General features: G+C 73.7%; 22 protein-coding genes. 9 read left to right on the top strand and 13 right to left on the bottom strand.

Annotation, left to right across the window (positions count from 1 at the left end):
* Positions 1 to 13: 13 nt before the first annotated feature.
* Together NDAS_RS19185 and NDAS_RS19190 are read right to left on the bottom strand one after the other, a co-directional pair.
* On the bottom strand, positions 14 to 1009 hold the full coding sequence (locus NDAS_RS19185) for a glycosyltransferase family 2 protein (protein ID WP_013154879.1): 996 nt from the start codon (positions 1007 to 1009) through the stop codon (positions 14 to 16).
* A gap of 124 nt (positions 1010 to 1133) precedes the next feature.
* A complete protein-coding gene (locus tag NDAS_RS19190; RefSeq protein WP_013154880.1) occupies positions 1134 to 1370 on the bottom strand; it encodes a TM2 domain-containing protein in 237 nt (78 codons plus the stop codon).
* Between the two features lie 357 nt (positions 1371 to 1727).
* Here NDAS_RS19190 and NDAS_RS19195 point away from each other — a divergent pair, with 357 nt between their 5' ends.
* The 4 genes from NDAS_RS19195 (at position 1728) to NDAS_RS19210 (ending at position 6404) form a co-directional block, all read left to right on the top strand.
* A complete protein-coding gene (locus tag NDAS_RS19195; RefSeq protein ID WP_013154881.1) occupies positions 1728 to 3221 on the top strand; it encodes an LCP family protein in 1494 nt (497 codons plus the stop codon).
* Positions 3222 to 3240: 19 nt separating this feature from the next.
* Positions 3241 to 3930: a hypothetical protein gene (locus NDAS_RS19200; protein ID WP_013154882.1), complete on the top strand. Its 690-nt coding sequence runs from the start codon at positions 3241 to 3243 to the stop codon at positions 3928 to 3930.
* Positions 3931 to 4160: 230 nt separating this feature from the next.
* Positions 4161 to 5492 (top strand): UDP-glucose dehydrogenase family protein, encoded by a 1332-nt coding sequence (locus NDAS_RS19205; RefSeq protein WP_013154883.1) that lies wholly within the window; start codon positions 4161 to 4163, stop codon positions 5490 to 5492.
* Between the two features lie 168 nt (positions 5493 to 5660).
* A complete protein-coding gene (locus tag NDAS_RS19210; RefSeq protein WP_013154884.1) occupies positions 5661 to 6404 on the top strand; it encodes a TNT domain-containing protein in 744 nt (247 codons plus the stop codon).
* A gap of 109 nt (positions 6405 to 6513) precedes the next feature.
* On the opposite strand, the gene NDAS_RS19215 is transcribed toward NDAS_RS19210, so the two are convergent.
* Positions 6514 to 8055: an MFS transporter gene (locus NDAS_RS19215; RefSeq protein WP_013154885.1), complete on the bottom strand. Its 1542-nt coding sequence runs from the start codon at positions 8053 to 8055 to the stop codon at positions 6514 to 6516.
* A gap of 70 nt (positions 8056 to 8125) precedes the next feature.
* Between NDAS_RS19215 and NDAS_RS19220 the strand changes: the two genes are divergently transcribed.
* On the top strand, positions 8126 to 8698 hold the full coding sequence (locus tag NDAS_RS19220; protein ID WP_013154886.1) for a TetR/AcrR family transcriptional regulator: 573 nt from the start codon (positions 8126 to 8128) through the stop codon (positions 8696 to 8698).
* 61 nt (positions 8699 to 8759) lie between these two features.
* Here NDAS_RS19220 and purE read toward each other — a convergent pair whose 3' ends face one another.
* A complete protein-coding gene (gene purE, locus NDAS_RS19225; protein WP_013154887.1) occupies positions 8760 to 9314 on the bottom strand; it encodes a 5-(carboxyamino)imidazole ribonucleotide mutase in 555 nt (184 codons plus the stop codon).
* Positions 9311 to 10468, bottom strand: coding sequence for a 5-(carboxyamino)imidazole ribonucleotide synthase (locus NDAS_RS19230; protein ID WP_013154888.1), 1158 nt, complete (start codon positions 10466 to 10468; stop codon positions 9311 to 9313). The genes purE and NDAS_RS19230 overlap by 4 nt, the downstream gene beginning before the upstream one ends.
* Positions 10469 to 10708: 240 nt before the next feature.
* Here NDAS_RS19230 and NDAS_RS19235 point away from each other — a divergent pair, with 240 nt between their 5' ends.
* The gene (locus NDAS_RS19235) at positions 10709 to 11218 is read left to right on the top strand and encodes a GtrA family protein (protein ID WP_013154889.1); all 510 of its coding nucleotides are present in this window, start codon (positions 10709 to 10711) and stop codon (positions 11216 to 11218) included.
* Here NDAS_RS19235 and NDAS_RS19240 read toward each other — a convergent pair.
* Positions 11215 to 12276 (bottom strand): CPBP family intramembrane glutamic endopeptidase, encoded by a 1062-nt coding sequence (locus NDAS_RS19240; RefSeq protein WP_197724894.1) that lies wholly within the window; start codon positions 12274 to 12276, stop codon positions 11215 to 11217. The genes NDAS_RS19235 and NDAS_RS19240 overlap by 4 nt on opposite strands.
* 463 nt (positions 12277 to 12739) lie before the next feature.
* Between NDAS_RS19240 and NDAS_RS19245 the strand changes: the two genes are divergently transcribed.
* Positions 12740 to 13879 carry an Mrp/NBP35 family ATP-binding protein gene (locus NDAS_RS19245; protein WP_013154891.1) on the top strand — a complete coding sequence of 380 codons (1140 nt, stop codon included), beginning with the start codon at positions 12740 to 12742 and terminating at the stop codon, positions 13877 to 13879.
* A 150-nt stretch (positions 13880 to 14029) separates the two neighbouring features.
* On the opposite strand, the gene NDAS_RS19250 is transcribed toward NDAS_RS19245, so the two are convergent.
* From NDAS_RS19250 to sigE, 4 genes are all read right to left on the bottom strand, one after another.
* On the bottom strand, positions 14030 to 15091 hold the full coding sequence (locus NDAS_RS19250) for a S1C family serine protease (protein ID WP_041553237.1): 1062 nt from the start codon (positions 15089 to 15091) through the stop codon (positions 14030 to 14032).
* 815 nt (positions 15092 to 15906) lie between these two features.
* Positions 15907 to 16989, bottom strand: a complete 1083-nt coding sequence (locus tag NDAS_RS19255) for a LolA-like protein (protein WP_013154893.1) — start codon at positions 16987 to 16989, stop codon at positions 15907 to 15909.
* Positions 16986 to 17660, bottom strand: coding sequence for an anti-sigma factor family protein (locus tag NDAS_RS19260; RefSeq protein ID WP_013154894.1), 675 nt, complete (start codon positions 17658 to 17660; stop codon positions 16986 to 16988). Before NDAS_RS19260 ends, NDAS_RS19255 begins: the two co-directional genes overlap by 4 nt.
* A gap of 2 nt (positions 17661 to 17662) precedes the next feature.
* Complete coding sequence (sigE, locus tag NDAS_RS19265) at positions 17663 to 18277, bottom strand: RNA polymerase sigma factor SigE (protein WP_013154895.1); 615 nt, start codon at positions 18275 to 18277, stop codon at positions 17663 to 17665.
* 314 nt (positions 18278 to 18591) lie between these two features.
* Here sigE and NDAS_RS19270 point away from each other — a divergent pair, with 314 nt between their 5' ends.
* Together NDAS_RS19270 and NDAS_RS19275 are read left to right on the top strand one after the other, a co-directional pair.
* On the top strand, positions 18592 to 19197 hold the full coding sequence (locus NDAS_RS19270) for an O-methyltransferase (protein WP_013154896.1): 606 nt from the start codon (positions 18592 to 18594) through the stop codon (positions 19195 to 19197).
* A complete protein-coding gene (locus NDAS_RS19275) occupies positions 19194 to 20207 on the top strand; it encodes a GNAT family N-acetyltransferase (RefSeq protein WP_013154897.1) in 1014 nt (337 codons plus the stop codon). The genes NDAS_RS19270 and NDAS_RS19275 overlap by 4 nt, the downstream gene beginning before the upstream one ends.
* A gap of 93 nt (positions 20208 to 20300) precedes the next feature.
* Here NDAS_RS19275 and NDAS_RS19280 read toward each other — a convergent pair whose 3' ends face one another.
* The 3 genes from NDAS_RS19280 to NDAS_RS19285 form a co-directional block, all read right to left on the bottom strand.
* Positions 20301 to 21791, bottom strand: coding sequence for a leucyl aminopeptidase (locus tag NDAS_RS19280; RefSeq protein ID WP_041552869.1), 1491 nt, complete (start codon positions 21789 to 21791; stop codon positions 20301 to 20303).
* A 99-nt stretch (positions 21792 to 21890) separates the two neighbouring features.
* Positions 21891 to 22058, bottom strand: a complete 168-nt coding sequence (locus tag NDAS_RS28145) for a DUF3117 domain-containing protein (protein WP_013154899.1) — start codon at positions 22056 to 22058, stop codon at positions 21891 to 21893.
* 482 nt (positions 22059 to 22540) lie between these two features.
* The gene (locus tag NDAS_RS19285) at positions 22541 to 23134 is read right to left on the bottom strand and encodes a hypothetical protein (protein WP_013154900.1); all 594 of its coding nucleotides are present in this window, start codon (positions 23132 to 23134) and stop codon (positions 22541 to 22543) included.
* Between the last annotated feature and the right edge of the window lie 357 nt (positions 23135 to 23491).

Raw genomic sequence — 23491 nt, forward strand, 5'->3', positions numbered from 1 at the left:
CGGGGGAGGCGCCTCAGGCCCGGGCGGCCTGCGCCGTGCGCGAGTCCGAGCCGAGTCCGGGCGGGCTGGTGATGAACCCGGCGCCCCACGACATGTGCATGGTGGCCAGCGCGAGCGGGATCATCGGCAGGCTGGCGGCGGGAAGGCCGCGGCCGAGCGGCACCGACGCGGCGGTGACCAGGACCAGGTAGGCGGCCGGGACCAGGAACAGCGGCCAGAGGAAGAAGCCGCCGACCAGCCCGGCGACCACACCCGCCAGGGCGACGGGCGGGGCCAGGTAGCGCAGGTTGATGGTGCCCTTGTGCTGGCGGGAGACCACCCTGCGCCAGCGGCCGTAGTGGAAGTACTGCTTGGCGAGCAGGCGCACGTTGCGCCGGGGGCGGTAGGAGACCCGCATGCGCGGCTGGAACCACACCGTGCCGCCGGTGGTGCGGATGCGGTGGTTCATCTCCCAGTCCTGGGCCCGCAGGAAGGCCTCGTCGTAGCCGCCGACCCGCTCCAGCGCCGAGCGCCGGAAGACGCCCAGGTACACGGTGTCGGCCGGACCGCCCTCGCCGCCGGTGTGGAAGCGCGCGTTGCCCACGCCCACCTTGGAGGTCATGGCGGCGGCGACCGCCTTCTCCCAGGGGGTCGTGCCCTCGGCGGCCATGATCCCGCCGACGTTGTCGGCGCCGGTCTCGCGGAGCGTCTCCACGGCCACCCGCAGGTAGTCCGAGGGCATCATGGCGTGCCCGTCGATGCGGGCGACGATGTCGTGCGAGGAGGCCCCGATGGCGGCGTTGAGCCCGGAGGGGGTCCTTCCCGTCGGGTTGTCCACCACCTTCACGCGCGGGTCGGCGGCGGCGATCCCGTCGGCGACCTCGCGGGTGCGGTCCGAGGAGGGCCCGACCCCGAGCACGACCTCCAGATCGCCCGGGTAGTCCTGGGCGAGGACGTGCTCCACCGCGGCGGCGAGGTGGCGCTCTTCGTTGAGTACGGGCATGACGACGGAGACAGGCGGCCAGGACACGGGCACTTCCCAGGGTCAAGACGTGTCGGGACTGCGTAGGAGCGTGTCGTACGCGCGTCAACGGTACTGCACACCCGTCGCGGTCCCGGCCCGGCGGAGCCCGCCGGGCCGGGGTCGCGGTGTCTCAGCCCTGGTTCTTGACGGGCCTGCCCTCGGCGTCCTTGAAGGAGCCGACGATGATCATGATCAGGTCGATGAGCGTCCACACGCCGGCGCCGCCGCAGGTGAGGATCATCAGGACGCCGGTGCCGATCTTGCCCGTGTAGAAGCGGTGGACGCCGATCGTGCCCAGGAACAGGCAGAGCAGGAGGGCCACGAGCCAGCTCCTGCTGGAGACGGCCTCGGGGTAGGGGTGGGTCACTGGAACTCCGTGCTGCGAGAGGGATGTGGTGAGGGGGGACGGCGCGCTGCGGGCGCCCCCGTGCGGGCCCTCGCCGGACACGGCGGGGGTCCCGTTCGGCCGCGGGCCGGGTCCGGCGTGGTCGCCAGGACATTGTCACCGCATCGGACCGCGATTTCGGTCACGTGGCGGTACCGGATACGGCTCAGGATGACACCGCCCGCACGGAACCCCCGCGCAGTTCACGGCGTCATAACCAGGAGAGGGCCAGGCAAAGAGGAGGACAACACGCCGGGGGTTGACATCCCGCGCGCTTCGGCGAATCGGGTGACAACCTAGAGATAAGGACACCGTTGACCGGTTGGGACGGGGACGCCGATGAGCGATGACAGAGCGGGACGGCAGGGACCCGCGGAGGAGTTCCGCCGCCAGCGCTCACAGCCCCTCCCGCCCGAACGCTCCCCGAGGTCCGGCCGGGTGACCGTGCCCAGCGCCGCCACCCGTCGGCGCCGTACCGGCCTGCTGGTGATGAGCGCGCTGTCGACGCTGGTCCTGCTCGCCTCGGGCACCTCGTGGGCGCTCACCGGGTGGATGTCGGGGACCCTGAACCGGTTCGACGTGTTCGGCGGCCTGTCCGAGGAGGGGCGCCCCGAGCAGACCGGCGGCCTGACCTTCCTGGTGATCGGCTCCGACAACCGCGACGAGATGAGCGCGGAGGCCCAGGAGGACCTGAGCGTGGGCTCCACCCCGGGCCAGCGCTCCGACAGCATGATGCTGGTGCGGCTCAACCACGACCGCGACCACCTCACCGTCGTCGGCATCCCCCGGGACCTGTGGGTGGACGTCCCCGGCCAGGGTCCCGACAAGATCAACGCCGCCTACGCCCACGGCGGCCCCCAGCTGGCCGTGCGGACCGTGGAGTCGGTGACCGACGTGCGCGTCGACCACTACGTCGAGGTGGACTTCAACGGCTTCGTGGACGTGGTGGACGCCCTGGGCGGCATCGAGGTGTGCCTGCCCGAGGCGATCCACGACCCCAAGGCCCAGCTGGACATGGAGGCGGGCACGCACCGGGTGGACGGGGCCGAGGCCCTGGCCTTCTCCCGCACCCGCGCCACCTCGCGCGGCGACCTGGACCGGATCGAGCGCCAGCAGCAGGTCCTGTCCGCGATGCTCGACCAGGCGATGAGCACCGAGACGCTCTCCGACCCGGCCAAGCTGACCGACTTCCTGGACAGCGCCCTGTCGTCGGTGACCGTGGACCAGGGGCTGGACACCAGCACCATCAACGAGCTCGCGTACCAGATGCGCGACATCGACCTGGGCGAGGTCACCTTCACCCAGGTGCCCATCGCCGACATGGAGTACTGGACGCCGCGCGGCGACGTCGCCGTGCTGTGGGACGAGCCCGCCGCCCGGGAGCTGTTCGCCGCGGTCCGGGCCGACCGGCCCGTGGACGGCTCCGGGGAGGAGGAGCGGGCCGGGTCCGAGCCGGAGCCCGGCGGCATCCGGGTCCAGGTGTTCAACGGGATCGGCACCGCGGGCCTGGGCGCGCAGCTGGACGCCGAGCTGGCCGCGGCCGGGTTCCAGGTGACCTCCCCGGCGCGGAACTGGAGCAGCCTCGACGTCGCCACCACCCAGGTGCGCCACGGTCCCGACGACGCGGCAGCGGCCGAGTACGTGGCCGGGATGATGCCGGGCTCGCAGACGGTCGAGGACGACGCACTGGACGGTGGGCTCCAGATCGTGATCGGGTTCGACTACACGGCGTTCGAGGCCCCGCAGACCGCGGACGCCACCCCGCGGGAGGAGCCCTCGGCCGCGGAGGGGACCGGTTCGGTCTCGACCGCGCGGGAGAACGTCTGCGGGTGACGCGAGGGAAGGAATCACCGTGCTGCACCATCTGGTAGGCCTGCTCGGCGGCGTCGCCCTGGCCCCCGTGCTGTGGGTCGCCGCGGCCTGGTCGTCCGGCCTGCTCCCCCGGTTCGCCGAGGGGGAGGTGACCGTGGCGACGGTGTCGTCGGCGGTGGTGCTGGGGCTGCTGGGGGCGGTGTGCGCCTACCTGGTGGCGTCCCGGCTGTCGCCGCTGGTGGCCGGTGCCAGCGGGGCCCTGCTCACGGCGCTGAGCCTGTGGCCGGTCGCGCACCCGGCGTCCATGGGGGCGGCGCTGTCCTGGCTGAACGAGGACAGCTTCCTCTACCCCTCGGGCGCGGGTCTGGCCGTGGCGCTGCCGCTGGGAACGCTGCTGCTGTTCTCCGCGGCGATGCCCCTCCGCTGGCGTGCCGCGAACGACGGGGCCCCGCCCTCCGGGCGCCGGGTCGTGGCCCGCGCCAGCCGGGAGGAGTACCGGCGCGGGGCGGTCGGTGACACCGTTCCGGACGCGGTCCCCGGCGTCCCGGACCCGGCGTGGCCCGCCGACGACCCCGCCGCTGACCCCGGTGCCGGGTTCGTTGACGGTCCCGACGGCTTCGAGGACGACCCGGACAAGACGACCACGCCCTTCCGCCGCGGGGAGGACGGCTCCGGGTGGACACCCCTGGACCGGGGCGGGCGCGGGCCGAGATTCGGTCGCCGACGCTGAACACGCCCCTGTGGCCGATACGCCGGACCCACCGGTAACCTGAGCGCCTGACTGTTCACGCGGCGTTCGGTCGTGCGCCACGCCCCGGCGCGTAAGGTGATGCATCGCGCCCCGGGCACACCCGTAGGCTGAACAATGTCCGTTTTCTGCCCTCAAGCAGGGTGTTGACCGCCTCCAGCGGGCACAACCAGCGAAACGGGAGCGGACGAAAGCGAGGAAGGACACCACCAGTGGTCGAAGCGGACCGTATGCGCGTCTCCGTCATCGGTACCGGGTACCTGGGTGCCACCACCGCGGCCTGCCTGGCCGAGATGGGGTTCGAGGTCCTGGGACTCGACGTCGACGAGGCCAAGATCGACATGCTCCGCTCCGGCAGGGTCCCCTTCTTCGAGCCCGGGCTCGAAGAGCTGCTCACCGCGAACCTGGGAACCGGCCGCCTGCACTTCACGACCTCCTTCGCCGAGGCCGCGGAGTTCGCCGACCTGCACCTGATCTGCGTGGGCACCCCTCAGCGCGACGACTCCGGCGCGGCCGACCTGCGCTACGTCAACGCCGCGGTGGACCAGCTGGCCCCGCACCTGACCCGCCCCACCGTGGTCGTGGGCCGCTCGACCGTTCCGGTGGGCACCGCGGCGACCCTGGCCGCCCGGCTGTCCGCGCTGGCCCCCGTGGGCGAGGAGGCCGAGCTGGGGTGGAGCCCGGAGTTCCTGCGCGAGGGCTTCGGGGTGGAGGACACCCTGCACCCGAACCGGATCGTGATCGGCACCGACTCCCCCCGGGTCGAGAAGGCCGTGCGCGCCCTGTGGCAGCGCCAGATCGACGACGGCGTCCCCTTCCTGCTGACCGACCTCCAGACCGCCGAGCTGGTCAAGGTGTCGGCCAACGCCTTCCTGGCCACGAAGATCTCCTTCATCAACGCCATGGCGGAGGTGTCGGAGGTGGCCGGGGCCGACGTCATCCAGCTGGCCGAGGCGCTGTCCTACGACGACCGCATCGGCGGCAAGTTCCTCGGCCCGGGCCTGGGCTTCGGCGGCGGCTGCCTGCCCAAGGACATCCGCGCGTTCATGGCGCGCGCCGACGAGCTGGGCGTGGAGCCCGCGCTGTCCTTCCTGCGCGAGGTGGACGCGATCAACCAGCGCCGCCGCGCGCGCACCATCGACATCGCCCGCCAGCTGATCGGCGGGAGCTTCGCCGGGCGCACGGTGACCGTGCTGGGCGCGGCGTTCAAACCCAACTCCGACGACATCCGCGACTCGCCCGCCCTGGACGTGGCCTCCACCATCGCCTCCCTGGGAGCGCAGGTGACGGTGTACGACCCGCGGGCGCTGGAGCGGGCGCGCGAGGCGCACCCGGAGCTGAACTACGCCGACTCCATGCTGGCGGCGGCGCGCGGCGCCGACGTGGTGCTGCTGCTCACCGAGTGGGCGGAGTTCCGCGAGGCCAACCCGGAGGAGCTGGCCGGGGTGGTGGCCCGCAAGCGCATCGTGGACGGGCGCAACGCGCTCGACCCCACGTACTGGCGCGCCTCGGGCTGGACCTACCGGGCACTGGGCCGCCAGTAGCCCCTCCCCCTCGTCACGCACCACGGCCGGGCCCGCGCGGGCCCGGCCGTCCGCTTTTTCGGCCGGAACCCCGATCGTGACGCGTTGACCGTGGTTGACTTCACTCCGTAGTTGCCCGTGTACGCCCGGCGCCGTGCCGGGTGTCCGAGGACGGACGGAGTCCCACCCGTGAAGCTTTCCGTGACGGTCGGCACCGCGCTGGCCCTGCTCATGGCGGCCCAGCCCGCCCACGCGGTGCCCGCGCCCCCCGCGCCGTCGGCGCCGTTCGCCCCGCAGGAGGCGCGGTGCCCGGTGCTCGACCCGCCGCCGAGCGAGGAGGACCTGGAGCGGTACCTGTGCGGCGACCCCCGCCTGGGCCCCGCCGAGCTGCCCGAGGACGGGCCGGTCGGCGCGCTGCTGGAGGGGTACGAGCGGCTCGGCGGCCTCTCCCCCGACGCGTTCCTGGACCGCTGGGCCACACCCGAGGGCTGGGACTACCCCGACCACATGGGCTTCGTGGTGGAGGACGGCGAGCCGGTGACCGAGCTGCGGGTCCTGCCCGAGGGGTGGATGCTGGACCGCTTCGGGTCCCCGCGCGGCACGTTCCTGGCCCCGGCGGGGGCTCCGTACGAACGGCGCGCCCTGCCGCCGGACTCGCTGAACACGTGGCCGGACGGTCCCGAGCACAACTACAACTGCTACGAGGTGACCGAGGAGTTCACCGCGCTGGTGGGGCCGATCGCCCCGCACTTCGAGCAGCCCGGCGGCGGCGAACAGGTACTCGTCCCCGCCGAGGGGGTCGTGGAGGCGCCCGAGGCGGAGTACGCCTCGGTCAACCAGCTCCTGGAGGGCGGCCACCTGGAGCAGCGCCCGGTCGGGGAGTGCGTCCTGACCGAGGGCTCCGCCGACCGCCTCGGCACCGCGGCGAGGTGAACGGGAGCCGGTGCGCCCGCCCCCGTGGTGCTCGGGCGCACCGGCCCGGCGCCGCTCGCGACCGGTGCGGCCCCGCGGGGAACGGCGGTCGGCGCGCAGGGCGGTCCGGTCACGGACGGGCCGGGACTCCCCCGGCCGGGGCCGGTGCGCCGGGCTCCCCGCCGGTCGCGGGGGGCAGCCTCCGCAGCGCGACGGCGACCAGGAGCGCGACCGCGGCCAGCACGCCCGCGCCGGTGAGGGCGGCGGTGTTGACCCCGGCCGTGTAGGCGTCGAAGGCCGCGTCGAGCAGGGCCCCGGGGTCCTGTGCTCGGGGGGCGGCGGCCAGGGCTCCGGTGACGGTCTCGGCCGCGGCCCCGTCCACCGAGGGCAGCGCGTCCGCCACGGAGGTGCGGTAGACGGCGCCTGCGGCGGTGCCCAGGACCGCGATGCCCAGGGCGGTGCCGAACTCGGTGCTGGTCTCGGAGATCCCCGCGGCGGCCCCGGCGCGCTCCCGGGGGGCCGTGGCCAGGACCAGGGTGTTGGCCAGGGTTCCGACGACGCCGGCCCCGAGGGTCAGCAGGGTGTAGCCGCCGAGGAACACCGCCAGGCGGGTGTCGGCGTCCACCAGGCCCACGACCGCGAACCCCGCCGCGCTGAGGGCCAGCCCCGCCGCCATGAGCACGCCGGGTCTGGCCCGGGGCGCGAGCGAGCCGGCCAGGACCGCGCCCAGGACGGTGCCCAGGATCGTGGGCAGCGCCCACAGGGCGGCGTGGAGCGGGCTCAGGCCGTGCACGGTCTGGAGGAAGGTGAAGGTCAGGAGCCCCATCCCCCCGACGGCGAAGGACAGGGCCAGGTTGCCGATGATCGCGGCGGTGAAAGCGGGGCGGGCGAGGAGCGAGAGGTCCATCAGCGGGTGCGCGGCACGGCGCTGCCGGAGCACGAACAGAGCCAGGAGCGCCGCTCCGGCCGCCAGGGCGGTGAGGGCGTGGGGGTCGGCCCCGTGCTCGGCCAGGCGCTTGGCGCCGTAGACCAGGCCCAGGACGGCCGCGAGCGAGAGGCCCGCGCCCGGCAGGTCGAAGCCGGAGGCCTCCGGGTCGCGCGACTCGGGCACGAGCAGGGGTGCGGCGGCCACCAGCACGACCATGAACGGCAGGTTGACGAGGAAGGCCGAGCCCCACCAGAAGAACTCCAGGAGCAGTCCGCCGAGGATCGGCCCGGCGACGGCGCCGCCGGTGAAGGCGACGGTCCAGGCCCCGACCGCGGCGCCGCGCTGGCGGGGGTCGGTGAACATGTCCCGGACCAGGGAGAGCGTGGAGGGCGCCAGGGTCGCCCCTGCCACGCCCAGCAGGGCCCGCCCGGCGATGAACAGCTCCGGCGAGGGCGCCAGCGCCAGCAGCACGGACGCGGCGCCGAAGAGCACCCCGCCGGTGAGCAGCAGGCGCCTGCGGCCGATCCGGTCGCCCAGGCTTCCCATGGTGACGAGCAGTCCGGCGAGCACGAAGCCGTAGACGTCCATCATCCACAGCCACTGCGCGGACGTGGGTCGCAGCGCCTCGGTGATGGCGGGCGCGGCGACGAAGAGCACCGAGATGTCCATGGACACCAGCAGTGCCGGGATCAGTAGGAGGGCCAGTCCGGCCCAGGTGCGGGCGGTGGCGCGTCGAGGGTTCATGGCCGTGATCGTACGTACGTCAAAATCAGGTGTCAATATGTACGTACGTCCAGATGCTAGGATCGCGGTCATGAGCCAACGCGAAGACCTGCTGGCGGGCGCCAGGAAGTGCCTGGTGGAGAAGGGCTACAGCAAGACCACGGCGCGCGACATCGCCGCCGCCTCCGGAGCGCACCTGGCCTCCATCGGGTACCACTTCGGGTCCAAGGACAACCTCATGAACACGGCCGTGATCGAGGCGACCGGGGAGTGGGGCGACACCTTCGGGGCCGCCGTCAGCGCCTCACGCGCCGAGGCCCCGGCCGACAGGCTGCGCGTCCTGCTCGACTCGCTCTTCCGGACCCTGCCCGAGGAGCGCGACCTGCTCGTCGCCAGTGTCCAGGCCTACGCGCAGGCCCAGTTCGACGACGGTGTCCGCGCCGTGCTGGCCGAGGGCCTCAGGGGCGCCCGCCGGGGGCTGGCCGCGCTCCTGCTCGACCTGGAGCCCGGGGAGGTCGACCCGGCCGTCGAGGCCGGTCTGGGTTCCATGGCCTACAACTTCGTCACCGGCTACCTCATCCAGTACCTCATCGACCCGGAAGCGCTGCCGACCGTGGAGCAGGCCGTCGAGGGCCTGCGCCTCCTCCTGCCCTCCGAGGGCTGAGCGGACACGCGAGGGCCCCGGCACCCGTGACGGGTACCGGGGCCGTTCGGGCGTCGGCGGGCTAGCGGCCGAAGCCGGTGGGCCTGCCCCCGTTCTCCACCTCGCGGCGCAGCCGCTCGCCCTTGGCGTGGGCCTGCTCCTTCAGCTCCTCCTGGAAGCGGGCCATGCGCTCGGTGAGCGCGGGGTCGCCCGCGGCCAGCATCCGCACCGCCAGCAGACCCGCGTTGCGGGCCGCGCCCACGGCCACGGTCGCCACCGGCACCCCGGCGGGCATCTGCACGATGGACAGCAGCGAGTCCATGCCGTCGAGGTACTTGAGCGGCACCGGGACGCCCACCACCGGCAGGGTGGTCACCGAGGCCAGCATGCCCGGCAGGTGCGCCGCCCCTCCCGCGCCGGCGATGATCACCTTCAGGCCGCGGCCGGCGGCCTCGGCTCCGTAGGAGACCATCTCGTGCGGCATGCGGTGCGCCGAGACCACGTCGGCCTCGAAGGGGACGTCGAACTCGCGCAGGGCCTCGGCCGCCTCACGCATCACCGGCCAGTCGGAGTCCGAGCCCATCACGATGCCCACCACGGGGCCCCTCGCGTCCCGCCCGTTGGCGCTGTCGGTCACTGTTCGTCTCCTCGCAGGTAGGCGGCGGCGTCTCGCGCGCGCGCCAGCAGGTCACGGTAGTCCTCACCCATCACGGTGACGTGCCCGATCTTGCGGCCCGGACGCACGTCCTTGCCGTAGAAGTGCACCTTCACCTCGGGGTCCTTCGCCATCACGTGCAGGTAGCGGCGGTAGACCTCGGGGTCCTCGCCGCCCAGCAGGTTGGCCATGACGGTGTAGGGCGCGTTGGTGCGCGGCGAGCCCAGCGGCAGGTTCAGCACGGCCCTCAGGTGCTGCTCGAACTGGGAGGTGCGCGCGCCCTCGATGCTCCAGTGGCCGGAGTTGTGCGGGCGCATGGCCAGCTCGTTGACGACCACGCCGTCGGCGGTCTCGAACAGCTCCACGGCCAGGACCCCGGTCACGTCCAGCGCCTGGGCGATCTCGATGGCCAGCTGCTGGGCGTGGGTGGCCTTGTCCTCGGACAGGTCCGGGGCGGGGGCGATCACCTCGTGGCAGATGCCGCCGCGCTGCACGGTCTCCACGACCGGGTAGACCGCGACCTGCCCGTGCGGGGAGCGGGCGACCTGCACGGCCAGCTCGCGCGAGAAGTCCACCTTCCCCTCGACCAGGAGCGGCACCTCCTCGGCGGCGGCGCGGTCCACGACCCCGCGGGCCTCGTCGGCGTCACCGACGACCCACACGCCCTTGCCGTCGTAGCCGCCGCGGGCCGCCTTGAGCACGACCGGCCACCCGGTCTCCCCGGCGAAGGCCGTGACGTGCTCCAGGGTGGTGACGGCACGCCAGCGCGGCGAGGGCGCGCCCAGCTCGGCCATACGGGTGCGCATGCGCAGTTTGTCCTGGGCGAAGCGCAGCGCGTCGCGGCCGGGGCGCAGCAGGCCCCCGGCCTCCTCGACCGCGCGCAGGACGGGCTCGGGCACGTGCTCGTGGTCGAAGGTGACCACGTCGTGGGCCTTGGCGAAGGCCAGGACGTCGTCGAGGCCGCGGTCGTCGCCCAGGGAGACGTCACCGCACACCAGCGCGGCGCTGTCGGCGGGGCTGGACGCCAGGACCGAGAAGTCGACCCCCAGGGCGATGCCCGCCTGGTGGGTCATCCGGGAGAGTTGGCCCCCTCCCACCATTCCCACGCGCGGGACGGTGCGGTTACGCTCGCTCACAGTTCCTCAACTCACATGCTGCTCGTCAACCGCGGTGACGGGACGGCCCCGCGCGGCGGGACCTGGCCGGATCGGCTCGGAACCCGCGGCCGGGGTCCTGGTGCGACCCCCGGCTAGAGTCTAGGGCGTGCGGACGCGGCGGTCCCGGGCCCCCTCCGCCCCTGGTCGGCGGCCCGGCCGGGACCGGTCCGCGCGGAGGCGGATCCGACCACCCCGACCACAGGACCGGAGGCGCAGAACGTGCGCGACTTCCTCTCCCGCCATCCCGGGATCGCCAAGCTCGTCCGGGAGGTGGGCAAGTTCGGCTCCGTGGGCGCCGTGGCCTACGTGGTCCAGCTGGGGACGACCAACCTGCTGTGGAGCGCGGCCGGGGCGGGCCCGCTCACGGGGCAGGTGATCGGGACGCTGTGCTCGATCGCGGTGGCCTTCGTGGGCAACCGGTTCTGGACCTTCGGCGACCGGGCCCGGACCGGCTACGGCCGCGAGACCGCGCTGTTCCTGCTGATGAACGGCGTCGGGATGCTCCTCCAGCTGGCCTGCCTGGGGTTCTCGGTGTACGTGCTGGGGTTCGACGGCCCGCTCGCGAGCAACATCGCGGGCAACGTGGTCGGGGTGGGCCTGGGCACGCTCTTCCGGTTCTTCTCCTACCGCACGTGGGTCTTCCCCGAGCGGGACGGCGGCACGGTCCGCGAGCCCGCGGAGAACCCCCCGGGCGAGCCGGTCGCCGGGCCCGGAGCCGACGAGCTCTAACGGACGGCGGCCGCGCTCCTGCGCCGCACCCCGCGGCGGCCCGCCAGCCACACCACCGCCAGCACGTACAGCCCCACCTGGATCAGGGTCAGCACCAGCACCAGCGGCGTACCCGCGCCCAGGGGCAGGCCGGAGCCGACCATGACCCCCGTGCCGATCTGCTCCATGCGGCCCTCGAACACGCACAGCGTGAACTGCACGAGGCTGTTGACCACGTGCAGGCTGATCGCCGCCTCCAGACCGCCGGTGCGCCAGGTCAGCCAGGACATCCCCAGCCCCATCACCGCGAGCGCCGCGGTCGTCCAGGGGTCGCCCGGGTGCGTGGCCAGGTACAGCGCCGCGAACAGGGTTCCGCTGGCCAGGATGGCCGGACCCGGGGAGCGCAGGACCCGCGAGACCGCCGACCGGCCGCGCCGCTCGTCGGGACGGGCGCCGAGCGCGCCCACCAGCTGCATGAGCATGCCGCGCAGGGTCAGCTCCTCGGCCGCCGACTGCAACGGCACCAGCAGCACGATGGCGGTCATCGCCGCGGCGAACACCTCGGTTCCGCCGGAGGCCTCGCGGGGCACCAGGTCGGGCTGGAGGAGTTCGGCCAGCGGCAGGAAGGCCACGACGCACAGGGCGACCGGGACGACCGCCACCGCCGTGCAGCGGGCCAGCCACCCCCAGCGCAGCCGTCCCTCGACGGAGAACAGGGAGCCGGTCCGGCGCCACTGCACGACGCGGACCAGGAAGAGGACGATGGGGATGAACAGCGCCGACGACAGGAGCCCGAAGGCCATCTCGGCGATCACGCTCAGGGTGACCGAGTCCGGGGCCAGTCCGCTGCCGTTGATGATCGCCACGATCGTCACCGACAGGATGACGGCTATCCACAGGAAGAAGAGCAGCACCGCGAGGACGGCCAGGGTGAGCGGCGTGAACCACCAGCGGAAGCGGGACGTGCGGCCCAGCCTGTGGTAGGACTCGTCCGCGGGGAGTTCCGCGCGGGCGAAGTGGTTCCTGCGCACCGGCCTCGGCGGCGGCCAGGCCCACACGTCCGGGTCGGTGGCGGCCACGGCGTAGCCCCCGGGCGGCGTCAGCCTCCCCCCTCCGGGAGGATCCGCCCAGGTCTGCTCCTGCGTGTAGGCCCCGACAGTCCGCCCCTCCGGCCCCTCGGGCGCGGCGGGCCAGGACGAACCAGGCGGTGGCGGCACATTTCCCATCGTGGGCCGAGACTACTATCCGGGCATGTATTGCCAGCGTTAAGGCCACGCCGTTATCGCCTGGTCACGGCACGCACAGGGTGGTGCGCACGGCGCCGGACGACGCCCTCTCCGCTCCCCTCTCCTCCGCGACATCCCTCACACCTTTCTCCCCGGCCCCTTCCGCGGTGCCCTCGGTGCGCCGCCTCGGCGGCGGCGCGCGGCACGGGCCCGCGGGGAGGAGGAATGCGCGACGCGGCTCCCTCGTTGAACGAGGTGGCCCGCGGGAGCGATCCGGCAGGCCGCCGTCCCGTCCCGCTGACCTACGATTGAGCACATGTCCTCCACACCATCCACCGAGCAGGTGCACAAAGCCCTAGCCACGGTGCAAGACCCGGAGATCCACCGCCCCATCACCGATCTCGGCATGGTCAAGAGCGTCGACGTCGCCGACGACGGTGCCGTGAGCGTCGGCGTCTACCTCACGGTGGCCGGATGCCCGATGAAGGGCCGTATCGAGAAGGACGTGACCGCCGCGGTGACCAAGGTCGCCGGGGTCACCTCCGTGCGCGTCGAGCTCGACGTGATGAGCGACGAGCAGCGCAAGGAACTCCAGACCAAGCTGCGCGGCGGCCAGGCGGAGAAGGAGATCCCCTTCGCCAAGCCGAACTCGCTCACCCGCGTCTTCGCCGTCGCCTCCGGCAAGGGCGGTGTCGGCAAGTCCTCCGTCACCGTGAACCTGGCCGCGGCCATGGCCGCCCAGGGCCACAAGGTGGGCGTCGTGGACGCCGACATCTACGGCCACTCGGTGCCCCGCATGCTCGGCGCGTCGGACTTCCCGACCAAGGTCGAGGACATGATCCTGCCGCCCACCGCGCATGACATCAAGGTCATCTCGGTCGGCATGTTCACGCAGGGCAACCAGCCGGTGGTGTGGCGGGGCCCGATGCTGCACCGCGCCCTCCAGCAGTTCCTGTCGGACGTGTTCTGGGGCGACCTGGACGTGCTGCTGATGGACCTGCCCCCGGGCACCGGCGACATCGCCATCTCCACCGCGCAGCTGCTGCCCAACGCCGAGCTGCTCGTGGTGACCACCCCGCAGCAGGCCGCCGCCGAGGTCGCCGAGCGCGCGGGCGCCATCACCGCCCAGACCCACCAGCGGATCGCCGGCGTGATCGAGAACATGTCGTACTACCTGCCGCCGGACGGCGGGGAGCCGATCCACCTGTTCGGCGAGGGCGGCGGGCGCACGGTCGCCGACGCCCTCACCCGGACGCTGGGCACCGACATCCCGCTGCTGGGCCAGGTGCCGCTGGACACCCGCCTGCGCGAGGGCGGCGACGAGGGCAAGCCCCTGGTGCTGACCGAGCCCGAGGCCGAGGCCAGCAAGGTGATCGCCTCGATCGCCGAGACCCTGGTCGGCAAGCCCCGCGGACTGGCCGGTATGCAGCTGGGCATCTCCCCGGCGGGCCGCTAGGCGGCGCCTCCCCGGACCCGGCTCTTCGCCGCGGCCCGTGTCCGGCGCTCCCGGACGACACCTCGTACGGGGCTCGCGGCCCCGAACGGCGACGAGGCCCCCGAGCTCCGTGCTCGGGGGCCTCGCGTGCGTCCGGGGCGGTCGTGCCGGTCAGTCCGACGAGCCCAGCGTGACCGTGACGGTGTCGCGTCGGCCGTCGCGGTCGAACTCGACCTCGACCTCCTCGCCCGGGCTGCGGCTGCGCAGCATGGCGAGCAGCTCCTGGCCCGAGTTCACCGGGCGCCCGTCCAGGGAGAGGATGACGTCGCCCGGCTCCAGCCCCGCCTCGTCGGCCGGGCCGCCGCTCTCCACCGCGCCCCCGCCGTCGGCGATGACCGCGCCCGCGACCGGACTGTCCAGGTCGATCTCGGCCCCGATGTCGGCGTAGCTGGTCTCGCCGTACTCGACGAGGCGGTTCACGACGCGTTCGGCCTCCACCGACGGGATCGCGAAGCCCAGGCCGATGTTGCCCGTGGGCTCCCCCATGGAGCTCATGGTGACGATCATCGAGTTGACCCCGATGACCCGGCCCTCCAGGTCCACCAGCGGGCCGCCGGAGTTGCCCGGGTTGATGGCGGCGTCGGTCTGGAGCGCGTAGAAGCGGCTGGCGTTCTCGCCCTCGCCGGAGCTGACCGGGCGGTTGACGGCGCTGATGATGCCCTGCGTGACGGTTCCGGACAGGCCCAGGGGCGCGCCGATGGCGATCACCTCGTCACCGACGATGACCTGCTCGGAGTCGCCGAACTGGAGCGGCTCGACGTCGATCGGGTCGTCCAGCGACAGCACCGCGAGGTCGGAGCTGGGGTCGGAGCCGACCACGGAGGCGCTGGAGAGGCTGCCGTCGCTGTACTCCACGACGATGCCGTCCGCCTCCAGACCGGCGGAGACGTGGTCGTTGGTCACCACGTAGTTCCCGTCGATGACGAACCCGGAGCCGCTGCTCGGGATGGTGGGATCGGCGCTGTGGATGAACACCACGCTCGGGCTGACCCGCTGGGCCACACCGGCGATGGTGTCGGGGTCGCGCCGGGGGGCCTCGGGCGGCGGCTCGTTCATGACCGGACCCTCCTCCTGCGCGGCCTCGTCAGTGGAGGAGCCGTCGAGGAGGTTGCCCGCGACACCGCCGGCGCCTCCGGCGATGAGCGCGACGACGAGCATGCCCGACAGCGCCATCCACACCGGGACGCCGCGCCGGGGCCGCTTGGGCGCGGGGGGCTGCGGGGCGCTGTGGGGGCCGGTCGTGTGGGGTCCGGGGACACCGGGGGGCGGAGCGCCCGGGCCGGGGGCGGCGTGCCCCGCCTGGAAGGCCGTCGCGTAGCCGCCGTGGGCGGCAGACTGACCGGTGTGGCCGGTGTGCTGCCCGGGAGCCGAAGGAGCGCCGGGGTTCATGGGATTGGCAGGACCGGAGGGACCGCCGATACCCGGGTGGCCGGGACCGGAGGGGTTGGCGAAGCTGGTGTGGGCGGTGGAGCCCGAGGGATCACCGGAGCCGGGGTTGGCGGCGGAAGCGCCGTAGACGGCGGGACCGGAGGGGTTGGCGGAACCGGGGAACCCTCCGCCCACGGGGTGCGCGGAGGCCTGGTCGGATCGGGGGGCGCCGGGCTGCTCGCCCGGTCCGGGGTCAAGGTTCATGGGGTCTCCACTGCCGGGAGGCGGGGTGGGGGCGGCCTGCGCTCCGGGGACTCCCTGTCCGGGCTGCGGGAGCGGCCCGGGGTGGCGCGGGGGCGCGGGGTCGCCCTGGTCCGCGGAGGCGTTCCGGGAGGGTGCCGACGGCCTTCCGGCGGCCCGGGCGGGCCACCGGGGGCGCTCCGCGGGCGCCCGGTCCGGCGCGTTCGCCGGACCGGGCGCGGCGCGCTCAGGGGGTGTTCCACCGCCCGGCGGGGTCGCCCGGCCGGGCTCTCCCCCGTGTTCCGGGCGGCCGTTTTCCTCGCTCAAGACCTGCTCCGTAAGTCGCTCGGCTGTGGGACGGCACGGGACCGGCCGGAGCCCTAGAGGAACCCCAGCCGGGACAGACCGCGGTGCACGCGGGCCCAGAAACCCGAACCCGGCCCGGGCAGCGCGGACACGGCGGACGAGGCCAGCCCCGCGGGGGCGTCCGCGAGCACCGTGTAGACGAAGCCGTTCGCCTGCCACATGCTCTGGTACTGGCCCGCGTCACCGCCGAAGATCGTGCCGTGTTGTGGTGTGACGCCGCTTCCCCCCGTCCCGGTTCCGGCGTATCCGTTCGGTTCTGTGGGGGAATGCTTGCTGCCCAGCTTCCCACGTTGGGTGAAAACCGACACCTGGGACAGACCGTCCGAGTAGACGGCGTGCACCACGCGGTGCCCGCCGTGCTCGGTGGACCGGGCGTCGACCAGCCGCAGGTTCCAGGCCAGGTACTCCGGGAGGGGCCACTCCTCCGCGCGCAGGTCCGCGCGCTCGGTGCGGGTGAGGGTGTCGCTCCAGGGGGAGTCTCCGAGCGCCTCCTCCGGCCAGTCCTCCTCCCCCAGTTCGAGCCCCGTGAGGCGGAAGCCGATCGCGTGCTCGCCGCCGGTGCCGTAGACGGTCCGGCCCAGGAGCAGGCCGGTGGCGGTGTCCACCCAGAACCGCCCGGCGACGGTGCCGTCGGCGTGCCTGGCCTCCACCAGGCGGGCCTCCCGGCCGTCCAGGCGGGCGGGGCCCGCGTCCGAGACGGCGTAGATGTCGCCGAGCATGCTGAGCAGGCGGTCGTCCAACGACTCCAGGGCCGAGGACGCGTCCACCACCAGGGCGGACTCCTCGTCTCCGACGGGCGCCAGGGCGATGCCTTCGCCGGGCCTGTTCACCACGCGCACGCGCAGCGTCCGGCCCTCGGCGGACTGCCCGCCCTCCGTGTCCTCCGGTCCGGTGACCTCGCGCACGGCCGAGTAGGCGACCTCGTCCTCCGCTGCGGCGGCGCGGTGCAGCACCGACATCCCGTCGTCCTCCCCCTCGGCCGGGACGGCGGTGGGATGGGGGTGCGCGGCGGCCGTGAGCAGCAGCGCGCACAGCAGTGCCACGACGAGGATCGTGACCGGGGCGGAGCGCGCGGAGGAGGGTTCCTCCGCGCTCACCGGGTGGTTTCGGTGGGGCCGTGGGGGGCTTCGGCGGCGGTGGGCCGCGCGTCGACCACCGGGATGTTGCGGCTGGTCAACGCGTGCTCGACCGCGTAGTCGGCCAGGCGGGGCTCGACCACGGGCGTCTCCTCGGCCTCGCCCCCGGCCACGAACGCGCTGCCGAGCAGGGCCGTGGCCACGGCGAAGCCCGCGACGGCGTAGCGGCCGCCGGGGAAGGCCGGAAACAGGTGCGCGAGGCGGTCGCCGCGGCGGCGGCGCCCGGGCGCGGCGGCGCGCTCCGGCCGTGAGGGGGCCGGGCCGCCCGCGGCGGGCGGAGTGCCCCCCGCGGTCGGGGGCACGGCGGCCAGGGCGCCGCCGGGGAAGCCGCCCAGGGGGCGCGAGGAGCCCAGGGGCGGACTGCTGCCGAAGCCGGTTCCGCCGACGGAGGGGCCGGAGGGGCCCCGGTCCGAGGGTCCGTGGTCGCGGGACAGGCTGGTGAGCCGTCCCATGAAGTCCATGTCGGGCTCGGGCTCGCACAGGCCGTGCAGGCGGCGCTTGAGGCGGCGCATCATGTCGGCCTCGAAGCGGCACGACTCGCACTTGGCCAGGTGGATGAGGGCGCTCTCGTGGTCGACCGGGCCGAGCTCGCCGTCGACGAGCGCGGAGAGCCGCTCTCCGAGGTGGTCCATACTCACTCCGCCTCCCCGTTGATGACGTTTCCGCCGCTGCGCGCCTCGTTGTCGGCGGCCAGGGACCGCCGGTGCTCCAGGGCCCGGCGCAGCTGGGCCCGGCCCCGGTGGATCCGGCTGCGGACGGTGCCGAGCTTGACGTCGAGCGTCGCCGCGATCTCCTCGTAGGAGAGCCCCTCGATGTCGCACAGGACGACCGGGGCGCGGAACTCGGCGGGCAGCGCGTCCAGGGCGGACTGGATGTCGGCGTCGAAGTGCCGGTCGTCGTAGCGCTGCGCGGGGGAGGGCTCGCGGCCCTCCAGGCGCTCGTCGGCGTTCTCGGCAAGGCCCTCGAAGCGGATGCGGGCCCGGCGGCGGGCCGTGTCGAGGAAGAGGTTGGTGGTGATGCGGTGCAGCCACCCCTCGAAGGTGCCGGGGGTGTAGTTGGCCAGCGAGCGGAAGACCCGGATGAAGACCTCCTGCGTGAGGTCCTCGGCGTCGTGCTTGTTGCCGGTCAGCCGGTAGGCGAGCCGGTACACGCGCGGGGAGTGGGTCCGCACGACCTCGTCCCAGCTCGGGGGTTCCCATGCCTCGAATTCCACGGCAGGGCCGGACTCTGGCACCGCTGCTCCCTTCATCCCGTCGATTCGCCGCCAGGTTGGTCAGGGGGAGTTTGCTTCGTGGCGATCAACGTACGTTCATCCCGTTTCAACGCCCGGGGACGTGGATTAAGTTCCCGCCACAACGCTCGGAGTTCGGTCCGGTTCAGGCTAGTCTTTTGCCAGGGACATGACCTGGCCGCGACCGACATTCTACGGTGGGTGACCACCCGCTGGTCAGAGCCCCACCAGACACGTGAACGCTGTGGGAGGCCGTTATCGCCAGCCCGGAGGAGACCGCGGCCCGGATCACCTGGGTCCGCGCCGAGCAGTCCCGGTTCGAGCAGGACGCCATGGAGGACGAGCCCCTGGCGGACGCCTACGAGGCGGGCAGCCGGTCGTCGGCCCCGCCGGTGGACGCGGCGACGGGCACGGCCCTGCGCTTCCTGGCCGCCTCCATCGGCGCCCGCTCCGTGGTGGAGATCGGCACCGGATGCGGGGTTTCGGGGATCTGGCTGCTGCGGGGGATGGCCCCGGACGGGATCCTGACCACGGTGGACACCAACGCCGCCTACCAGGACTACGCGCGCTCGGCGTACTCCCGCGCCGGTTTCGGCCCCGGACGTGCCCGGCTGATCCGCGGGACGGCCCTGGACGTGCTGCCGAGGCTGACCGACGGCGGGTACGACCTGGTGTTCGTGGACGCCGACGCGGTGTCCTACCCCCTGTACATGGACGAGGCGCTGCGCCTGCTGCGCCGGGGCGGGATGGCAGTGTTCAACGGCGCCATGGTGGCCTCCAGCGAGCCGGACGGGCCGCTGCGCGTGCCCGACCCCCGCGAGACCGCCGTGCGCGAGGTGATCCGCCGCGTGCGGGAGGGGGAGGAGTTCATCCCCATGCTGATGCCGGTGGGCGAGGGACTGCTGGCCGCCATCCACCAGGAACCCGGCCGACGGTGATCAGCCGCGTCGACGGCACCGACCCAGCCGCCTTCGACTCCTGGTACGCGGCCGTGCGGGCGGCCTCGCTCGCCGACCGCGACCCCGGGGTGGTCCCGCTCCCCCACCCGGACTCCCTGCGCGCGGTGCTCCGCGGACGCGGGGGCGAACGGCGGGCCCTGGCCTACGCGGCCCACGGGGAGGACGGCGGGGTGGCGGGCGCGCTCCTGCTGGAGTTCGGGGACCGGGACAACCTGCACCTGGCCGAGGTCGACGTCAACGTGCCCGTCGCGACGCGGCGCCGCGGCCACGGAACCCGCCTGTGGGAGCACGCCGAGCGCGTCCTGGCCGAGGAGGGGCGCACGACCGCGCTGGGCGAGGTCCAGCTGCCCTCGGACCGCTCCTTCGAGGACTGGCCCGGCGTCCGCTTCGCGCTCGCGCGCGGGTTCGCGGCGGTCCACGAGGAGGACTACTACGTCCTGGAACTTCCGTTGGCCGCGCGGGTCCGCGAGGAGGTCGGCGCCGACGTGCTCGCCCTCGGGTCCCGTTACGAGCTGCTGACCTGGACGGACACGTGCCCGGAGGAGCTGCTGGCCGACTACGCGCGGCTGCGCACGCGGATGCAGGCCGACGTCCCGCTCGGGGATGCGGCCTTCGAGCGGGGGCTCTGGGACCCCGCGCGCGTGCGTGACCAGGAGGAGCGCCGCCGCGCCCAGCGGTACCGCACGCTGGTCTGCGCGGCCAGGGCCGCCACCGGCGGCCTGGCCGGGTACAGCGAGATCGCCCTGCCCGAGGGGGAGTGCTCGGCCTACCAGGAGGACACCCTGGTGGCGCCCGAGCACCGGGGCAACCGCCTGGGCTCGGCGCTGAAGCTGCGCAACCTGGAGACGCTGGCCGCGGAGTTCCCCGAGCGGGTCCAGGTCCGCACCTGGAACGCCCCGGACAACGCCCCCATGCGCCGGGTCAACCTGCGCCTGGGCTTTCGCCCGGTGGAGCGCATGCACGAGTTCCAGCGCGCCCTGCCGGGGTGAGGTCCCCCGCCGGGGCGGCAGGAACTCCCGGACCGGACCCGCTGACCGGGCCGTCACCGGTGTGACGCACGGGCACCCGGCCCGGGGGCTCGGCTAGCGCTCGGCGAGCCAGCGCAGCAGCGTGCGCGTGGCGAAGGCGGTGCCGCCCTTGCTGAGCAGGCCGCTCTCCTTGGTCGACCGGCCGGGACCGGCGATGTCCAGGTGGGCCCAGGGCACGCCGCCGGTGAACTCGCGCAGGAACAGGGCGGCGTCGGTGGCGCCGGCCGGGCCGAACTCGCGACGGGTGCCGATGTTGGCCAGGTCCGCCACGCGGGACTCGGTGGTCTCGACGTACTCCTCGGTCAGCGGCATCCGCCACAGCGGCTCGCCGGAGGCCCGGCCCGCGGTCTCGATCTCGGCGGCCAGCGCGTCGTCGGTGCTGTACAGGGCGCCCGTGCCCGTACCGAGCGCGACCTTGGCCGCGCCGGTGAGCGTGGCCACGTCCACGAGCACGTCCGGGGCCAGCTCGGCGACCGCGTAACCCATGGCGTCGGCCAGGACCAGGCGGCCCTCGGCGTCGGAGTTGAGCACCTCGACGGTCGTGCCGCCGTAGGTGGTGAGCACGTCGCCGATGCGTGTGGCGTCGCCGCCGAAGGCGTTCTCGGCCAGGGCCAGCAGACCGGTCACCCGCACCGAGGCGCCCACGGCCGACAGCGCGGACAGCACGGCGAGCACGACCGCCGAGCCGCTCATGTCGGTCTTCATCAGCGACATGTTGTCGTTGGGCTTGAGCGAGAGGCCGCCGGTGTCGAAGGTGATGCCCTTGCCGACCAGCACCACGTGCGCGGTGGGGTTCTCGGGGGTGTAGGAGAGCTGCACCAGCCGGGAGGGGCGTGAGGAGCCCCGGCCGACGGCGAGGATCGCGCCGAAGCCGTCGCGCTCCAGCTCCGCCTCGTCCCAGACCCGCACCTGGAGGCCGGAGTCCGCGGCGACCTCGCTGGCGCGCGCGGCCATCCACGCGGGGTCCTTGACCATGGACGGGGTGTTGATGAGGTCGCGGGCCAGGGCGGTGGCCGCGGCCAGCCGGGTGCCGCGCTCCAGCGCGTCGGCGAGGTCCCCGGCGCCCGGGTCCACCACCTCGACCACCGGGGCGGGACGCTTGTCCGCCGGGGGTTCGGCGGTCTTGAGGCTGAAGGTGTAGGAGGCCAGGAGGGCGCCCTCGGCGAAGGCGGTGGCGGCGTCGCCGCCGACACCCGGCCAGGCCAGGGCGGCCCGCTCTCTTCCCCGGGCGGCCCGGGACAGGGCTGCGCCGGCCTTCCGGAGGTCGTCGGGGGAACCCGAACCGACCCCCAGAAGGGCCAGCCGTACCAGCCCCTGGTCCCGGGGCACCGGGAACTGGGCCAGCTCACCGGGTTTCCCGGTGAGCGAGTAGTGCGCGAACAGATCGCCGAGCGGAGCCGGAAGCACCTGTGTCAGGCCGCCCTCGGCGACCCCTTCGACCTCCGCGGGTCCGCCGTCTCCCGAGAGGACGGGAAGGACCAGCAGGTCCGCGGTGGATTCGGCGAGGCTCCCCGAACGGGGCTGGATCTCCGTGGCGAATGGCACAGGCCGCTCACAATCGTTCGCTGTCATGGGGGTCTACGACCTCGGGGGGCCGTCGGGCGTTCCGGCCCGGGTGGGGGAGGGAAGAACGTGGTGCCGGACCTAGCCGACGACACCCTTGAGCGCGTCCCGGAGCTCGGTCGCCTCGGCCGGCGTCAGCTCGACGACCAGGCGTCCGCCCCCCTCCAGCGGGACCCGCATGATGATGCCGCGACCCTCCTTGGTGACCTCCATCGGCCCGTCGCTGGTCCTCGGCTTCATCGCCGCCATGCCATTCCCCTTTCTAGGTGTTTCCTCGCGGGTGACCGGGGCCGACCCACAGCACCGGCGCCGATCCGCTTGGCCCGTCTCGGCTCCGGAGCCGTAGGCCGGTTCCGCGTGACTCTCGCCCGTGTGGCTTGGGGGACGTGAATCACTCTCCGACCATTATCTCGGAGGTTGGCCCCCGTGTGTGCGCCGGTCGGCGGCCGGGCCGCCTCCGGCGGTTTCCACCAACGAGGAAACGTCGGTCAGTAAGGTTATATCGGTACTGGCCGAAACCCGCTGAGTGCACGGGGATCCGCGTCAGCCCCGCCCGGGGGCGGTGGGCCGGACCCGACAGTCCGGCGTCACCTGAACAACATCTCCGACCTGCGCTTTCGTCCCCACAGGGAATCCGGGCCCCGGGGGCCAAGGTCGGGCGGATCCGGAACGGCACCGCCTCCAGGCGGTCGAACCGGCGCCCGGGGAGGGCGGCGATCCGGACGACCGGATCAGCTCAGGGGACCCGTCGACGTCATCCGGGTGCCCTCATCGGTGACCGAGGACCACTCCGCCCTCAGACCGCCGTCCGCGGCGGGCGCCAGGGTCAGCTCGGCCTCGTCGACGCAGCGGTCCTCGGGGTCGGCGGTCTCGGTGTAGGCGTAGACGCGCCGGTCGTTGTCGCCCGCGGACAGCACGAGCGTCCCCGAGCAGGTGAAGGTCGTCCAGGCGGTGCTGCCGCGCTCGGCGCCCTCCTCGATCCGCACCTCGGCGTGCCAGTCGGCGACGTGCTGGCCCTCGGTGTTCACCTGGACCATCTCGCCCGCCCAGGCTCCGACGAAGTCCTCCGCCGGGGCGACGGCCTCCTGCGCGGTCTCTTCGCCGTCGGCCAGCAGGGCCCACGCGGTGGCCCCTCCGCCGACCAGGAGGACGGCCAGCGCGGCCGCGCCCAGAACGGTGAACTGGCGGCGGCGCCTGCCGCTGTGCCGGGTCGACCGGGGCGGCGGCCACAGGGACAGCTGCACGGGGGAGGCGGCTGTCACGGAGGAAGCGGGCCCTTCGCGCCGATCGTCGGCTCCCGACTCCAGTTCGGCTGCTGTGTCCATCCTCGCCATCCTCAACGGTGATGCACCCGCTCCGGCGGAGCGGGGGGAACGCGGATACAGCGACCGAGGATAGAGCACCCGAACCCGCGGGTTTCGCCCGATAACCGCGCGGGGGCTGTGATGCACGGCATAGAAGAAGGCGAACGCCAGGTCAGCACGGTACCGCCAAACGTGACCCGCGCCACAGCTTTGGGTGCGGGGTCAGCGCTCGTCGCCGCGCGAGGGGGAGGCGTCGGAGGCGTCCGCGGTCCCGGAACCTCCCGCCGCCTCGGGGCGTTCCCCGGTCACGGCGGCCGTCGGGTCCCCCGGAGCCCCGGCCCCGTCGGAACCCTCCGCTCCCCCGGAGCCCGGGGCGGG

The organism is Nocardiopsis dassonvillei subsp. dassonvillei DSM 43111 (assembly GCF_000092985.1).
GTDB classification, from domain to species: domain Bacteria; phylum Actinomycetota; class Actinomycetes; order Streptosporangiales; family Streptosporangiaceae; genus Nocardiopsis; species Nocardiopsis dassonvillei.

Bases quoted from the DNA above. Each gene is read 5' to 3' on its own strand.
- NDAS_RS19195 (WP_013154881.1), top strand. From the start codon at position 1,728: ATGAGCGATGACAGAGCGGGACGGCAGGGACCCGCGGAGGAGTTCCGC.
- NDAS_RS19215 (WP_013154885.1), bottom strand. From the start codon at position 8,055: ATGAACCCTCGACGCGCCACCGCCCGCACCTGGGCCGGACTGGCCCTC.
- NDAS_RS19220 (WP_013154886.1), top strand. From the start codon at position 8,126: ATGAGCCAACGCGAAGACCTGCTGGCGGGCGCCAGGAAGTGCCTGGTG.
- NDAS_RS19245 (WP_013154891.1), top strand. From the start codon at position 12,740: ATGTCCTCCACACCATCCACCGAGCAGGTGCACAAAGCCCTAGCCACG.
- NDAS_RS19250 (WP_041553237.1), bottom strand. From the start codon at position 15,091: ATGGCGCTGTCGGGCATGCTCGTCGTCGCGCTCATCGCCGGAGGCGCC.
- NDAS_RS19260 (WP_013154894.1), bottom strand. From the start codon at position 17,660: ATGGACCACCTCGGAGAGCGGCTCTCCGCGCTCGTCGACGGCGAGCTC.
- sigE (WP_013154895.1), bottom strand. From the start codon at position 18,277: ATGAAGGGAGCAGCGGTGCCAGAGTCCGGCCCTGCCGTGGAATTCGAG.
- NDAS_RS19270 (WP_013154896.1), top strand. From the start codon at position 18,592: ATGGAGGACGAGCCCCTGGCGGACGCCTACGAGGCGGGCAGCCGGTCG.
- NDAS_RS28145 (WP_013154899.1), bottom strand. From the start codon at position 22,058: ATGGCGGCGATGAAGCCGAGGACCAGCGACGGGCCGATGGAGGTCACC.
- NDAS_RS19285 (WP_013154900.1), bottom strand. From the start codon at position 23,134: ATGGACACAGCAGCCGAACTGGAGTCGGGAGCCGACGATCGGCGCGAA.